The 14383-nt window shown below is 58.7% G+C and carries 14 protein-coding genes, 1 tRNA gene and 2 pseudogenes; 8 read left to right on the top strand and 9 right to left on the bottom strand.

The genetic code is table 11. From position 1 onward, the window contains the following. Positions 1–993 (top strand): Wadjet anti-phage system protein JetD domain-containing protein (locus HMPREF3158_RS04230; protein WP_070497427.1); only part of this gene is annotated, 993 nt, incomplete at its 5' end. 49 nt (positions 994–1042) lie between these two features. Here HMPREF3158_RS04230 and HMPREF3158_RS04225 read toward each other — a convergent pair. Continuing rightward, positions 1043–1639, bottom strand: coding sequence for a hypothetical protein (locus HMPREF3158_RS04225; protein ID WP_239240877.1), 597 nt, complete (start codon positions 1637–1639; stop codon positions 1043–1045). A 39-nt stretch (positions 1640–1678) separates the two neighbouring features. On the opposite strand from HMPREF3158_RS04225, the pseudogene HMPREF3158_RS12470 reads away from it, so the two are divergent. Together HMPREF3158_RS12470 and HMPREF3158_RS04220 are read left to right on the top strand one after the other, a co-directional pair. After that, positions 1679–2405, top strand: a pseudogene (locus HMPREF3158_RS12470) (IS256 family transposase); the annotation flags it as partial. Positions 2406–2529: 124 nt separating this feature from the next. Then, a complete protein-coding gene (locus HMPREF3158_RS04220) occupies positions 2530–3159 on the top strand; it encodes a hypothetical protein (RefSeq protein ID WP_070497425.1) in 630 nt (209 codons plus the stop codon). A gap of 13 nt (positions 3160–3172) precedes the next feature. On the opposite strand, the gene HMPREF3158_RS13365 is transcribed toward HMPREF3158_RS04220, so the two are convergent. The 7 genes and pseudogenes from HMPREF3158_RS13365 to HMPREF3158_RS04190 form a co-directional block, all read right to left on the bottom strand. Beyond that, positions 3173–3316, bottom strand: coding sequence for a tryptophan-rich sensory protein (locus HMPREF3158_RS13365; RefSeq protein WP_083291037.1), 144 nt, complete (start codon positions 3314–3316; stop codon positions 3173–3175). After that, positions 3313–3378, bottom strand: a pseudogene (locus HMPREF3158_RS13360) (tryptophan-rich sensory protein); the annotation flags it as partial. The gene HMPREF3158_RS13365 and the pseudogene HMPREF3158_RS13360, both read right to left, overlap by 4 nt. Positions 3379–3964: 586 nt before the next feature. Further along, positions 3965–4477: an excalibur calcium-binding domain-containing protein gene (locus tag HMPREF3158_RS13115; RefSeq protein WP_083291036.1), complete on the bottom strand. Its 513-nt coding sequence runs from the start codon at positions 4475–4477 to the stop codon at positions 3965–3967. Between the two features lie 93 nt (positions 4478–4570). Further along, positions 4571–4644, bottom strand: a tRNA-Ile gene (locus tag HMPREF3158_RS04205). A 103-nt stretch (positions 4645–4747) separates the two neighbouring features. Then, complete coding sequence (locus tag HMPREF3158_RS04200; RefSeq protein ID WP_070497421.1) at positions 4748–5086, bottom strand: hypothetical protein; 339 nt, start codon at positions 5084–5086, stop codon at positions 4748–4750. Positions 5087–5127: 41 nt separating this feature from the next. After that, positions 5128–5271, bottom strand: coding sequence for a hypothetical protein (locus HMPREF3158_RS12890; protein ID WP_160330561.1), 144 nt, complete (start codon positions 5269–5271; stop codon positions 5128–5130). Between the two features lie 153 nt (positions 5272–5424). Continuing rightward, complete coding sequence (locus HMPREF3158_RS04190) at positions 5425–5796, bottom strand: hypothetical protein (RefSeq protein ID WP_246816176.1); 372 nt, start codon at positions 5794–5796, stop codon at positions 5425–5427. A gap of 170 nt (positions 5797–5966) precedes the next feature. Between HMPREF3158_RS04190 and HMPREF3158_RS04185 the strand changes: the two genes are divergently transcribed. From HMPREF3158_RS04185 to HMPREF3158_RS04175, 3 genes are all read left to right on the top strand, one after another. After that, positions 5967–7301: an AAA family ATPase gene (locus tag HMPREF3158_RS04185; protein ID WP_070497419.1), complete on the top strand. Its 1335-nt coding sequence runs from the start codon at positions 5967–5969 to the stop codon at positions 7299–7301. A gap of 76 nt (positions 7302–7377) precedes the next feature. After that, positions 7378–7725, top strand: coding sequence for a VOC family protein (locus HMPREF3158_RS04180; protein WP_070497417.1), 348 nt, complete (start codon positions 7378–7380; stop codon positions 7723–7725). 696 nt (positions 7726–8421) lie between these two features. Then, positions 8422–8964: a DUF488 domain-containing protein gene (locus HMPREF3158_RS04175; protein WP_070497415.1), complete on the top strand. Its 543-nt coding sequence runs from the start codon at positions 8422–8424 to the stop codon at positions 8962–8964. 395 nt (positions 8965–9359) lie between these two features. Here HMPREF3158_RS04175 and HMPREF3158_RS04170 read toward each other — a convergent pair whose 3' ends face one another. Beyond that, entirely contained in the window at positions 9360–13094 is a 3735-nt protein-coding gene (locus HMPREF3158_RS04170) for a hypothetical protein (RefSeq protein ID WP_141740991.1), read from the bottom strand. Between the two features lie 608 nt (positions 13095–13702). On the opposite strand from HMPREF3158_RS04170, the gene HMPREF3158_RS04165 reads away from it, so the two are divergent. Together HMPREF3158_RS04165 and HMPREF3158_RS12705 are read left to right on the top strand one after the other, a co-directional pair. Further along, positions 13703–13984: a helix-turn-helix domain-containing protein gene (locus HMPREF3158_RS04165; protein WP_246816175.1), complete on the top strand. Its 282-nt coding sequence runs from the start codon at positions 13703–13705 to the stop codon at positions 13982–13984. A 221-nt stretch (positions 13985–14205) separates the two neighbouring features. Further along, positions 14206–14383, top strand: a 178-nt coding sequence (locus HMPREF3158_RS12705) for a DUF3322 domain-containing protein (protein ID WP_246816177.1), incomplete at its 3' end; no start/stop codon positions are given.

Genomic DNA, 14383 nt, shown 5'->3' with positions numbered 1-14383 from the left:
GCCACGCAGGGCTTCATCCGTGCCTGGCAGCGCTGGCCACACCAGGAAGAGGTCATCTATGAATCCCGAAATTGGTCCCGCGCGGGCCTTGGCACCAACGACGTTCCCACACGCGCAGTACTCACCGGCGCCGCGCGCATCGCTACCGTCGCGGGCCTGATGTCCGACTACGACAGGGCCCTCCAGCGCACCCAGGACATCGCCGCCATCTTTCCGGACTCCCAGGACTTCACTTATACCGTCCGCCGCAGCTATACCCAATGGAAGGATTTAAGCGCCTATGATCTGAAATGCCTAGGACCGTGCCTGACCTGGCTGCGCGCCAACCCTGACTCCGGCGAGTGGGAGCGCGCCGTGCCGGTGGAAGGTGTGGACGGCAAATGGATAGGCACCCACCGCCGCCTGCTCCTGGCACTCCTTGCTCCTTTCGGCATCACGGACTTGGGCCTGCGCCGCAGTGACGCCCGCCTGCGCCTGCGCTACCTCAACCACGCCCCGGCACTCTCCGATATCGAAATCCCCCTCGCCGACGCCGCAACCCTCTTCCCCGACACCCCACCCCGGGTGCTCATCGTGGAGAACAAACAAACCTTCCTGGCACTGCCCACGCTTGCCGACGCCTCCCCTCCCACCGTCGCCCTCCTCGGTGCCGGCACCGCCGCCCACCAACTCCACGCACTGGACTGGCTTAACCTCATCGACATCACCTACTGGGGCGACCTCGACGCCGCCGGCTTTGCCATCCTCAACGCCGTGCGCGCCCATTTCCCCCACACGACGTCACTGCTCATGGACACAGCCACCGTCACCGAATTCCAGCACCTGGCTGTCCCCGACCCCGGCGACGGCTCCGCCACCCTTACCCACCTCACCACCGAAGAGCAGCGCGCCTACCGCCTTCTCTTCACTGCGGGCCGGCTGCGCATTGAGCAGGAGCGGATTCCATTTGCTCATGTGAATGCGGTGATTCATGCAACGCTCGCAGCAGCGTGACGCTGCCACCCCCGCGAACGCTGCACAAAATGGCCTCTTCCTGCAGTAGCTATTCTTCCTTTTCCCTTTTTCTGGCTTGTCTGCGCTCACGCCTTCGGGCACGCTTTGCTTTGCGGATATCGACGACCCAACGAGGAACAAAAGGCCACGGAAGCGGAACCCCGACCGCGCCCGTAAATCCAATGACTCCGACAACGAAAGCTGCCACGAGCGGAACCTTCAGCACCGTGTAGACAAACTCGGGAGGGTTGGCACTTGCGACCAACCCCATGGCGCCGCCAGCGCCCATAATGAGCGAGCAGTAAGGATAAATGAAAAGGACCCCATCACTTTCTGCGCCTACAAAGTCGACATCGTCGTACCACTTTTCCGATCTGGGTTGCCTCCGCACGCACCTAATGTAGTAGGTCCAGTAGAGCACCATGACAAGCACTAACCCGGCGCATACAAGCAGCACAGTAACATCGCCGTCCATAGAATAGGCCTCCCGTGGCTGTCGGTTGCGGTATGTATAAACGCTACCAGCGTCTGCAGGGGTGCGGCGTGGGACGAAAACAAAAATATTGATGCGGGCAAGCGCCCGAACCACGGACGCGGACTTGACCTTTTGGAAGCAGATCCCGCCACAGGAAATAATAGAAATCAAGGCAAATGCCTAGGAACAAAACTCGGGGCACTTCACTGGGTGATCAACAAGTCTGCCTACATGGCCATCGGCGTTGATATCGAAGCAATCAAGCACATCTTGGGACTATGGATAGCTAAAGAAGAAGGAGTGTCGTTTTGGGCACAAGTGAGCTCTAACTTGTCGAACCGTGGGGTTAAGAACGTCTTAATTGTCTGCTGTGATGGGCTGAAGGCTTACCTGACGCGGTCGCCTGGTTTCATGGTGCAAACCTGTGTCGTGCACCTGATACGTGCCGCCAACCGGTGGGTAGCCTACGGGGACCGGAAGAAAGTGTCAGCGGCGTTGAAGAAATCTACACCGCCCCAGATGAGGCCAGTGCTGCCGCGACGTTGGAGGAATTCGCAGGCTCTGAGCTGGGTTAGAAATACGTCCGGTCCGTTAAAGTCTGGCAGGACGCGTGGGAGCAGTTCGTGCAGTTTTTACAGTTTCCTTCGGCAGCGAGGAAAGTCATCTACACGACGAACTCTATCGAGTCGTTTAACAATGAGCTGCGTAAAGCCACCCGCAATCGAGTGTAATTTACCAACGACGAATCCGCGCTAAAGACACTGTGGTTGATGATCTGCACTATTGAAGACAAACGCGCTGATCAACGCGCCAAGAAAGGAAACGGGCCGCAGCGTCAGCGAGCCGACTTGTCGAGGGCGGAAAGGTTTCCGGCTGGAAGCAAGCCATCAACCAAATGGCTGTGGCCTACCCCGACCGCTTCAATAAATACCTCTAAGAAAACCAAACCCCACACAAAAACTTGACACGCTCCGCGAAGCCAAATTTAGGCAAGGAACGCACGTAGGGGAAGATTCCCCATTTTCCCGCAGTGCGCTGTGCAATCGGCTTAGATTACTCCTATGCACAAACTCTCTTCTCGCCTATTTTCCCTGTCCTTTGCAGCAACGCTTCTTCTGACCGGCTGCAGCAACAACAGCGAAGATTCTGCCCAGACACTGCCGGAAACCTCCTTTTCTCAAGCTGCCGGCGCTACGCAATCCGACGCCCGTTCAACCTCCAGCGAAAACGCGGCAAAGGAACATCAAGGTCCACAGCCAACTCTGGCCAATCGCAGTGAGGGCACCAACGCCCAAGACGCTAGCGGGGCTGCCGCAAATCCAGATACCCAGTCTGGCAGCAACACCTATCCCAACGGCGATGCCATCGCTTCAACCGACTGCTACGACTTCCCCGCAGACATCACCGTTCGCCCTGGCAGCATGAGTTCCTGTGCCTATGTAGCGGAGCTCTACAAGGCAGCCACCGCAGCGACCTACACCTACAGTCAAAGCAACCCCCATGTCACTGCCGTCCCGAAAACGACCGTGACAGTCACCAGCCCAACCACTGGCCAGACCTACAACGTCGATTGCCGCATCGATTCCGCTGGCGACACCCTTACCTGCGAAAAAGACGGCGATCGCAACTCCGGCGCCTCATTTAGCGTAAATAGCGGGCCGTTCTGGCATGGCCGGGTCACAATCCTCTAGCGCAGTCGCAGTGCTAGTGTCTGCGATTCAATCGCGCAATCTCCGCACTGAGCACGGTGGCAAAGCCCGTCCATGCCGTATAGGGTGCTAGCAACGCACCGCGCTCAGGTGCGGACTTCCAGGCGCGACGAACTAAATCCGCAGAGCTTGCGGTCAGCGCACCGGCCCATACAGCGCAGTCCAGACAATTGGGAACGCGATGGCCGGCGGCTGCCAGTTCGGGAGTTTGAGGCTGCGGTAGTGGCGGCTATCTCTTCCAGGTCGCGCTCCTTGGCCACAGTATTGTGCAGCAGACTGCCGATGAGCGGCTCCGCCAGGCCCGTCTTAATCGGCGTCACCAAAGCAATCCACCGAGCAGCCAACTCCGGGGTGGTCACCGGCGCGGAGAACGCCAAGCGCGGCAACAAGCCTTCCGTCTTCGCGTACTCCTTCATCATGAAGGCGTATTCCAGAGTGTCCGGGCCGCCAATATCGAAAGTGCGATTCGCATCAGCTGGTAGCTCCGCCGCGCTAGCCAGGTAGAAGACCACATCGCGCACCGAAATCGGCGTAATCTCATGGCGAATCCAATCCGGACCAATAGCGCCCTGCAGACGCTCCGAGAGCTCTTCATCCGAAGGACGCAGCCCACCCAAGAACACGATGCGCCCAATTTCCTGTTCTTCTACCACCACGCTCCACCTTGTCTGGAGCACCGGCATGGCGTTCCTGCTGCCACTATTTATCAACTAGGCAGGCACGACAAGAAAGGGCACATGCTTGGCGACGCCGCGCAAATGCCTTCTCCTTAACAGTTGCCGTTTAGCTAGTTTTCACAAGCTACGCCGTCACCGTCGCGATCGAGATCGGAGCTGTAGCCAGGATCTCCCGCATAGATCGGGGCTGCACCAGCAGCACGAACCGCTGCACAGTTCGGATAGTAAGCAGCCGCTGGCGCCGGCGCTGGAGCCTGCTGTTCCTCAACAGCTGGTGCTTCCGGAGCCGGCTGTTCAACGTAGGCGCCTGCATCAGGATCGACATTTGCATCAACGTCCGCTGGTGGAGCCAAAAATCCGGCTTGTTGCTGGACGGTTTCTTCCATTACCTGCGCGGGACTTACCTCTGGCTGCACCGCCGGTTCCGTCGGCGGCGGGGTTACTTCAGAAGGCTGGACAGAAGAAGTAGTGGAAGTAGCCGAGCTAGAAGAGGAAGTGGTGGTCTGCGATGTCGTCGTGGCTGGCTCCGACGTAGGTTGAGAATCGGAGCCTCCCCCACCGCAGCCTACAAGTAGTGCGGCAGCGCCCAGAGTAGTTACCATCAAACCAAGAGAGCGAGACATCGGGAGAACCTCCGAAAGAGAAGAATTAAGGCTTCTTCAGATTACAAAGATTCACCCTGTACGCTGGCACTTTGTGATGAGAATCCCAAAGAGTGGGGCCACCGGGGCTCGAACCCGGGACCAGCGGATTATGAGTCCGCGGCTCTAACCGACTGAGCTATAGCCCCGCGTATCCCTGCCTGCTAAGGGCACCAGTATTCAACTAGCGCACGATACAAACAGCGAATCCGCTCCCAGCAACATTAATCGGCAGGCCCGGAAAATGGCAATTTAGGGCCCGTCCTGGCCGCCATCCTCACCGAGGTTTTCCGGGCCCGATCTCTGCGTCGAGTCCTCAGCAACGGTCTTCCGCCTTTTCACCGCCACAACTACGCCCACGATGTAGGACGCAATCATCCCAAGACAGCAGAGCCAAAACAAGACCGCGGAAAAATCTAAAGCCCACCGCCCCACAATCTGAGTGAAGGCGGATTTCACGCTTTCATCCGTATCACCGGAATCGACCATAAAGAAGCCGGTCAGGAAGAGAAACGCCGTCACCGCGATGAAGGCCCAAGATTCACGCCACCCGAAGGCCTTATACGTCCCAGCATCCGCGTCCTCCTTCACGCTGCGTACAGGGATAAACCACAGTCCAAGAAGCGCAATGGCTATGAATCCCCAGCCGGAATGGAGAAGAATGCGGCCCATCCGCCAACGTCAAAAATGACCCGCCCCAAAGCAAAGAACGCCGCGCCTAAAAGGCTCATGACAAGCGCCGCGACGGAGCTGATGTTAACGTTCCGATACTTCATGCCAGAAAGCCTAGCGCGCATCACCGCTACTTTCACCCACAAAACTGAAACGTCCCCAACCCCAGACTCCACAGCGGACCACTGCGCACAGCCTTCGGACACTGGGTTAGCGGAGCCCAAGCCTATTCCTTCTTTTCTTGCTTTTTCATTTTCTTAGCTTGCCTGCGCTCGCGCCTCCGAGCGCGTTTCGCTTTGCGGATGTCCACGACCCAACGCGGCACAAAAGACCACGGAAGCGGAATCCCAAGCGCCTGTAAAACCAATCGCCCCAATGACAAAAGCAGCAATAAATGGAAGAAACAGCACCGCTTCAACAGGCTCGGGAAGGTTCATATTTGCAACCAACCCCGTGGCACCGGCAGCGCCCATAATTAGCGTGCCATAAGGATAAATAAAGAGCACGCCATCACTTTTGGCACCTTCCGAATCGGCTGTGTCATACCATCTTTCTGATCTGGGAGTTTTCGCACACTCCGGATGTAATAGGTCCAGTAGAGAACCATGACAACCACCAACCCGAGACACACGAGCAGCTCGGTAGTATCCCCGTGCATAGGATGTGGCCTCCTGTGATTGCTTTTGCGGTGTGTACTAAAACGCTACCAGCGCCCACCGGGTTAAGGCACGGGAAGAAAACGAATCTCAGCACCCAAACCTAGGACCGATTTACATGGTGGGCTTGTAGTCTTGCGACCATGAGGCTCCTTTCCTTTAGTGTGTCTAACTTCCGCAGCATCCGCGCCACGCAGACACTTTCGCTGTACCACCATTGGCAGCACTCCACCGCGCCGGAGGAAGGCTGGGAGCAGGTCAGCGACCCCGTCACCGTTCTCATCGGCCCCACCGCTTCCGGAAAGAGCAGCGTCCTCAACGCCCTAGCCTTCGCACTGCTTGCTATCGAGTCTTCTGCCACCGCCTGGCTTGCCGACGCCCCACCCAACCAACTCCCCCACGCCCCGTACCGCCTCAACCCCCGCACGCAGCGCTTGCCCAGCACTTTTGAGCTGGAGTTCGAACTCGATGACGTGCGCTACCTCTATGGCTTCCAGTGGAGTTTCACCGGCGTGCATGCCGAGTGGCTCAGCCGCGTGCCCTCGACCAGGTGGAGCCCCTGCTTCGTGCGCACCCGCGGTGAGGAGGTGCAGTGGACGCGTTCCTTTATGGATAAGGGGGATGTGTCCAAGTTCGGGCCCGTGACAGACACCGAGCTGATCCTCTCCGCCGGCCTGCGCGACGGGCACCCCGTGCTCGCCCCGCTGGCCCGCGCCTTGGTGCACGACGTGGCCTACCTGCCGCACGGGCATACCGCGATGAGCACTGCCTCCCGCATCACCGCCCTCATCCGCACCGGCAAGCTACACCTGCATGAGGCTGCCGCCCTACTGCGCGCGGCCGATGCCGGTATCCACTCCGTGCGGCTCAACCAGGACCACATCCCGGAGCACGTCTTCCGCCAGATGCGCCCGGTCATCGATGCACTCAGCCGTAGCAACGCACGGCTCCGCCGCCCCGACGAGTTCAGCGCCTACTCCGATGCGGAGATTGAATCACTACTGCACGCCATCATCGTGGAGCACAAGGCCGATAATTCCTTTTACGAGCTGAAGCTGACCGATGAATCCGGCGGCACGCAGAACTGGATGGCCACCGCTCCCCTAATCCTGGACACCCTGCGCCGCGGCGGGACCCTGGTTGCCGATGAACTAGATTCCGCCCTGCGCCCAGCACTCCTCGACTTCATCATCAACGCCTTCCGCGAGCCCAGCATCAACGTCAACGGCGCACAGCTCATCTTTGCCTCCCACGCCTTCAGCGCCCTCGAACGCGCCGGCGAACTGGGCCTGCGCCCGGAAAGCTTCTGGTCCGTGGAAAAGACCGCCGCCGGCGAATCAGAACTGCACAACCTCAGCGAGACATCCATCTCACTGGACAACCCCGACGCCACCCACCACTTCCTGCGCGAGCGCTACGGCACCGCCTCCCGCGAAGCTCTCAATGCACTCAAGGAGCTCGTCGCGGACGGCGAATAAAAGGGCGGGCGCTTGACCACGTTCTGTAGTCGAATAGCCTCTTGCCTGGCACGCCTTCATCGGGAAACTTGACTGCATGAACATCGAACGCATCGTCCCCAACCTCACAGTGGCAGATCTCCGCAGAAGCGTCGACGAACACGCTGCAGTCCTCGGTCTCGAGGTGGTGATGGATCACGGCTGGATCGTCACACTCGCCTATTCCAGAGGCTGTCAGCTGAATCTCCTCACGAGAGATGCCACAGCCCGCGAGAACCCCGATGTCTTAATCTTCGTCAATGATGTCGAAGCCGCCTACTGTCGCACTGTCGAGGCAGATCGTGAAATCGTGCACCCTCTCACGACCGAAAAGCGGGGCGTCACGCGCTTCTTCTACCGCGACGGATCAAGCAACGTCATCAACGTTGGCATGCATTCTCGATGAGCACCCAAGATGCAAGGCAGTGTTGGCGCGCTTGCCATGCACTATCTCTTTGATCCGCCGCTGGGAACACCGATAGACTCAGCGAGCTTGTAATGTGCGATGCCGAGTCCCTCAATGAAGTCCTCCGTCAGGACCTAGCCAGGGTGAATCGGCACGTAAAGCTTCTCAGTCACCATTTACCTCAGTGGTAGTCAACAATCCTCCCCTTATCCTTGCAACTGGGATTCAGCTCACGCTACACGGTTTTCTCGTCTCGGAGCGCACGCTCGGCGACCGAAGTCGGATCACACGTTAAACCTGAACTCGACGGCGTGTCGGCGCAAAGAAACCTTCTCATTCGTGAACAGCAGCTAAAACCACCACCCCGGCTATGTGCGGCAACGATAGAGTGCGTACCAGGTAGCCTCAGCCCCCGCTCATCGTGCAGCAGCGTCCTTTAACAAGACATACATGGGATTCGCCCCACAAACGGCTAATTCAGGCTTCCGATACCGCCCAGGTAGTCCGTTGAAACTTTACCGAACGGTCCGTGCGGAACGCTCGTCCGTAAATAGGATTGATGCCGCGCAAAGGTGGGCGCAAATACATTAAACGTCCTCCCTGCTACCCGCGCGTTCTACCGGTCCGAGTACCTGCCGGTGCACGATACCTGGACGCCGATGTGGGTGTAACCGCTTGGCGCGTAGCATTGGCGACATGCGCATTTTCACCGTGGGCCACTCCAACCTCGAGTTCGAGGACTTCGCTGAAATGTTCAAGGCTGCCGGTGTGGCATCCATCGTGAATGTGCGCAAGCTGCCCGGGTCCAGGAAGTACCCGTGGTTCAACGGCGACCACCTTGCCGAACACCTTCCCACATGTGGCATCACTTACAGCAGAAGCGAGGGCCTCACTGGGAGGCGCAACGTGTCCCACGCGGTGCCGTTTGAGGTTAACGGCAACTGGCGTAACCGCAGCTTCCACAATTACGCCGACTCTGCGCTGGGCGAGGAGTCCTCGGACGCGTTCTCGCAGCTACGGGCGAACGCCGCCGAAACCCCCACCGCGATCATGTGCGCAGAGGCGGTGTGGTGGCGCTGCCACCGGCGTATCATCGCCGCCCACCTCATCGCCCACGGTGACGAGGTTGGCCACATTATGGGCCTGGGTGCAGCCGGGGCGAAGGTAAGCGAGGCAACGCTCAACGACGGCGCAGTCATCGGCAACGATCTCCTCGTGCGCTACCCCGAGCGGGGCTAGCGCGTACACCAGAGGCCAGGGGTGCGGAAACTCGGACTACGACTCAGTCAGCCACGGCATCCTCCTCTGCCTGATCTCAGGCGCGACCTACGCCTTGTATTCCTGGAGCGCCCACCACCTTATGAGCAGCAGCATCGGAGGCACACCAGCGGATAGCACGCTCAAACGAGCTTTAGGTTAGGAAATCTGAACCGCTCAATCTAAGAAGACCACCGGTAGCCCCGGTAGTGCCCCAAAGCGTCGAATCGAAAAACGTGCTACCGACTTGCCACGGCCCTAGACGTTGAACTTGAAGTCCACCACATTCCATATCCTTATAACGTCTCGAGCGATGTGTATACACACTCCAGCTCACAGTGGCCTGCAAGCTCGCTGTGTGACGCGATTAATGCCGCTCAGTGCAGCCCGCGCCGGAAACGTTCTGCCTCCTCCTCGTTCCGTCGTGCGTCGTTTTCGTACGAGACAGCGATTCTCCTAAACAAACCAGCCACTCGAGGCGCGATGTCGGCGAATGTTTGGGCCTTGACTCGATAGTCCGCAGCAAGCTTGAGCTCCTGCTCGCCACCGTCTTCCAAGCCGCGACTAGTAACTCCACGACTATTAAGGATATAGAGGTAGAAGCCGGTCTCAATGTGATCAAGCTGCACTTCTTCAATGAGATCCCGCACGACGTTACCCGGCCAGGTGCCGTCATCGTCTGGTGGGGTATGGCCGAGAACCTGGCCAATCTGCTGCAGGCCAACCTCGGTCCGGCCTCGTTCAGCCAGGAGCTCCATAGCTCGATCAAGCCAGGCTCGAAGCACCTCGGCATTCATGACTCCATCGACGAGGCCGGGCGGTGTGTCCCATAGATTGAGTAAGCGGTACGCATTGGTTGCCAGAGAAGCGTCGTGTTGTTCTTCGCGAGCCGGGTCCTCGGTGTCTTCTTCGTCCTCACCGCTCGGCCGGGCACGGTAAACAGTGCACACGATTTCGACGAATTTTGCAGGGTCGGCAGCTAAGCTTTCGGATAGCGCTGGGACTCTCGCGTCATAGCCGAGCGCAGGAAGGTACGACCACTGCAGTCGAACAAGGCAGCCAGGCTCAAGGTGCTCGCGCATAGCTTCGAGGTAGGCGAAGAGCCGCTGAAAATCATAGGACGATAGATCACGAGCAGCGGCAGATGGAGTTTGATCTGCCAGGAGCCCGTCCAGTGCTCGCACAATGAGTTTCGCTACCTGGGGACGCGGACCGTCCTTGCCGATGTGGGTGTACATGCTCATGAGATGTACAACGTCGGCGTGGCGGCCAACTTGGATCAAGTGCTCAGCAATCTCGTCGATCTTGTCAATGTCTTGCCCCAAGCCGATTGTCTGGAATGCCCTCCAGTACCGGGCCTCAAGATCCGGGTCCTTACCAACCAGAGCCCATACCTCCGCGAGGTTGTCGCGCGCGACAAGCAGGAGTTGAACACGTTGATCGACCGAAAGATCGCTCTGTTCAAGGAAGTCTGTGATCAGAGCGAAACCTTCTAGGGAATAGCGAGTCAAGAAATACGACATCGCGGTGCTGGCGAGAGCCTGGTCGGCAGACGTCAACCAACCGAGCAACTCATCATCGTGCGACGAGCCGATTTTCGCCAAGGCGGTACCAACGGCCCCCGGCACCGACGCGTCTCGCGCCAGTCTCGTGATGGCGTCAAAACCGCCCTCGGCCTCGATCTTCTCTACGGCTTGGACGCGTCGGCGCCCGAGCTCACGTTCAAAGGCTTCATAATCATCTTGTTTGTGAGCGCCGATATACGGAGTCCATGATTGAAAGAGTCCGATCAGCCGGACATACGCAGACCTCGGCTGGTAGCGCGCTGCCAGTGCGTCGGGCTTGCCGAGTTCCTCGTCGGGAAGTGTCCAGGCAGCATCCGGAAACTTGCGATGACGGCCGATGAGGTCCACCAGGGTTCGCCACACCGCTTCTCGAAAGTCAGCCGTAAACTCCGGCTGGTCGGCCATCGATTCGAGAGCATCCACCACTCGCGCTCGGTCTGCTGGTGGTAACTCTGCCGCGTGAGAAAGGACCGTTGACCAGCGCTGCGCATCCTGACCAGCATCTTCGATGCAACGCTCTACCGCGGCGGTCGTCATCTTCCAGAATTCGCCGTATGTCACAGATAGTTTGTCCGGCCTCCAAGTTCGGAACGCAGGTGTACTAATCGGGAAATGTGTCCCGTGCCCCTCAGGAAGCATGCTGCACTCCAACTTCCAGGCAACGCCAGGGCGTCTTCGGCGCAACGTGTCGAGGACAATAAGCCGCCGGTCAGGATCGACAGAGCTATCTGGATGCCACGGGCGGAATATTGCAGCCAAAGAGGCCGCGGGACGGTTAGCCAGCCGACCACCCGGATCGATCTCGTCAAGGCGTGCCAGGAGATCGACAGCACGTCCGAAATGATCAGAGGACCAGGACACGCACTCGAGCGCCCACAGCAGATTGCTGTGGGGAGTTCCGCCCGAGAAGATTCCCGATTCGTCGGCGTTGTCCTGGAATATGGTGGCCAATAGAGGGGAATCGCCTGCTGTTGCTGCACTGACTGCATCGAGGAAGGCGTCCGGCCCGGCCTCAGCGAGGAGGGGCAAGATGTCAGCTAGTGATTGCCACGCTCGCCCGGTATCATCTGTCGACGCCCATTCGAGTAGCTTCCCAACCAGATAGTTTGCGAAGTCTGACCCTGATACTCCACCCGACAAGACGACAGTTTCGCCGTACATTCCCAATAGAGCGAGTGACTGAGCGAGGCCGCGACGGAGGTCACCGGAGTAGCGACGGGTTTTGCCATCAATCGATGCTCTCCACCGTTGATCTCGCGGTAGGTCGAGGGCCGGATCGTCCTCTGCGAAGACCCGCTCGACGATGGTCTCGAACCGCTTCATGTCATCGTGAGTCAGCTTCGGCACCAACAGCATCCAAGCATCCACCGGTGAGACAAGATGCCAAGCTTCGCCAGTGCGGATTACCAGAGGATCGGTAGGATTGTCGGCTATTCCTGTGATCGCCTCTCTAAACGACTCGTAGTCAGTTCCCGTGAGCGCCTCGAGGATCAAACGATCCCCTTCTGCAGTGTCTCCCCAGGAGCCAGCCAACAGGATTGATCGGAAGTTTCGGGACGGACTCGCATCAGCCCAGGTCGGTCGATGCAGGACGGCCTTTACAGCCAAGTTTCGCCGCAGACCGGTTAAGCTTCGCCGTGCGAGCCTACCGAGCTCATCGGCCCTATCTCTATCTGTGACTCCGGCGCTCGTCAGCGCGACTGCTGCCTCAGCAGCATCCAACGCTGGAAGTGTGACGTCGGCACCTTCGTTGGAGACAACCGGCACACAAAAGTTGTGCACAGTACCTGCAGGGATCTCGCTTGCCAACTTGGGCGTGCGAGGGACCAAGACAAGCGGTTGGGACGAGGTTGTCAACTGCCTCCATGTGGATATGTCGTCGACGAATGCGAGCCGTGCGAGCATCTGGCCGCTGCCCTGGTCATCAAGGTTGACGGCGATCGCAGCGATGAAGGCGCATACTTCCTCCATCGAGGCGCCAGCAATCGTAGTGACGGAGCCGGATGAACCAAGCCGGTCTTCGAGATCCTTGGCAGTGTCAGTTCGACCGGCGAGCACAACTTTCGGTATCAATGTTGGATTCGTTTGTGCTGCCCAATCTCGCCACCAGGTCAGACCGGTGCGAAGTCCGTATGGAGAAAGCCCCAGTTCTTCCGACAGCCACGCCCATGTAATTGGGGCGGCCTCAAGCCAAGTCTCGATATCATCAAGCCCGAAAGCCTTGACGTCTCTCCAGACCTGGTCGTTTCGCTTATTTTTAGCCCATTTGTCCCGTGCCGTCCAAGTGCGCAGGATCACTTCGATATAGGTGCATTCAGCGGTCCGTGTGCCGTCTGGAGTGTCTGTTCGCTTAGAATAGTCCTCATCGGCCTTCTTGTTAGGGCTGGAATTAACCGACAGCTCCCATACCGACAAACCATCTGGAACCCAAGCCGTCGCTTCGGTTGCCCGAACAGAACCGTCCCAATCCCCTGCTGCCACACCGTCGCCTGCGGGCATCCCTAGCTGGACCAACCCCGGTGTCGTTTCAAGGATGAGACGACGCACCAGACGCGGGAGTTCAGACTCCGAATTACGAGTATCGGCCCAGTTCTTCAGCTTACTTCGGTCAATGTAGCCTGCTCTAGTCCTCACGGGATACGCCTCCGGTCGCGCAAGTTACTCCCCATAAACTAGGTCGCTCCAGGTCCAGCTTTAGAGAGTTCAATGGATAAACGATACCTTATACCTAAACGTGCAGCCCCAAATCGATCAATACCAGAAGAGTAATTACGGAAGAGCACTATATGTTGAACTGGACCACCACGTTTCACATAACTATAACTTCACAGCGCTCAGTCACGCTCTGGGCCGCTCATCCGTGTTATTCTGGCGTCACGTTGTGCTGGTGTGACTACCCTTCATCTACAGCATGACGGGAGTAATTGCCTGGGACGTCATTGGATTGGACGTCTGGCGACAATGGTCGCCACTGGCCCGCGCGACGGAAAGGGCTCACCGAACACGCCTGAGGGGATGGACCCCGGGCCGGAGCGCCGATTGGCACCGGTAGCGCCTTCTTAACGGAAGGAGAAACGCTACCGGGAGTTTCCATGGGCGCATTCGCCTTACCGTCACTAGAAGACGAGAAAACACTTCTCCCCCTGCAGGATGCGGTGGCCGAAGGTTTCGGCGGCTACTCCACCCTCCGCAAGTACATCTCCGAGGGGTATCTGCGCGCCAGCAAAATCGGTGGGCGCATCAAGATCGAGAGGGCTGACCTCGAGGCCCTCAAACGCCCCACCGGCCGCCAGCCGACATTTGAGGATATCGAGTCGGCCGTGAGCCGCATCGCCGCCGCTGCTCCCCCCGCTGAGCGATCAGCAGATCCACCGTCTCGCTCGGCTCCTGGGCGGTGGCCAGCAATGAGCACAAATAAAACCCGCCAGCCTGGGTGAACTGCTCCCCATTAGTAGGACTGAGAACTCAGTTACCGACTAGAGGGGAGCAGTTTTCATTGAGAGCACGAAATTTGCCGAGCGAATATCAGCGCGAGCAGCAGTACTCGTTCGAAATCAAGAAGGAAGTTGTCCAACGCCACCTTGCCGGCGAGACAAGAAGCTTATCGACGCCTCCACCACCCACGACCCCCAACAACCCGACCCCAAGGACTCCGACGATGCGGACTCCTAAAGACCTGCAGGCGCATGCCGCCAAGTACCTGCGCAACCACTTCGCCGAAGCACTCGCCGATCCCGCTGCGCTCAACCTGGACTGGCCGCTGCACCCGCCAACAGCTACGGCCGCCGCCCGCGATATCAAGGCCACGCAGGGCTTCATCCGTGCCTGGCAGCGCT

Origin of the sequence: Corynebacterium sp. HMSC06G04 (assembly GCF_001807365.1) — a bacterium.
Lineage (GTDB): Bacteria > Actinomycetota > Actinomycetes > Mycobacteriales > Mycobacteriaceae > Corynebacterium > Corynebacterium simulans.
Note: the sequence above shows the minus strand (reverse complement) of the source record. Positions and strands in the feature narration are given on the sequence as shown.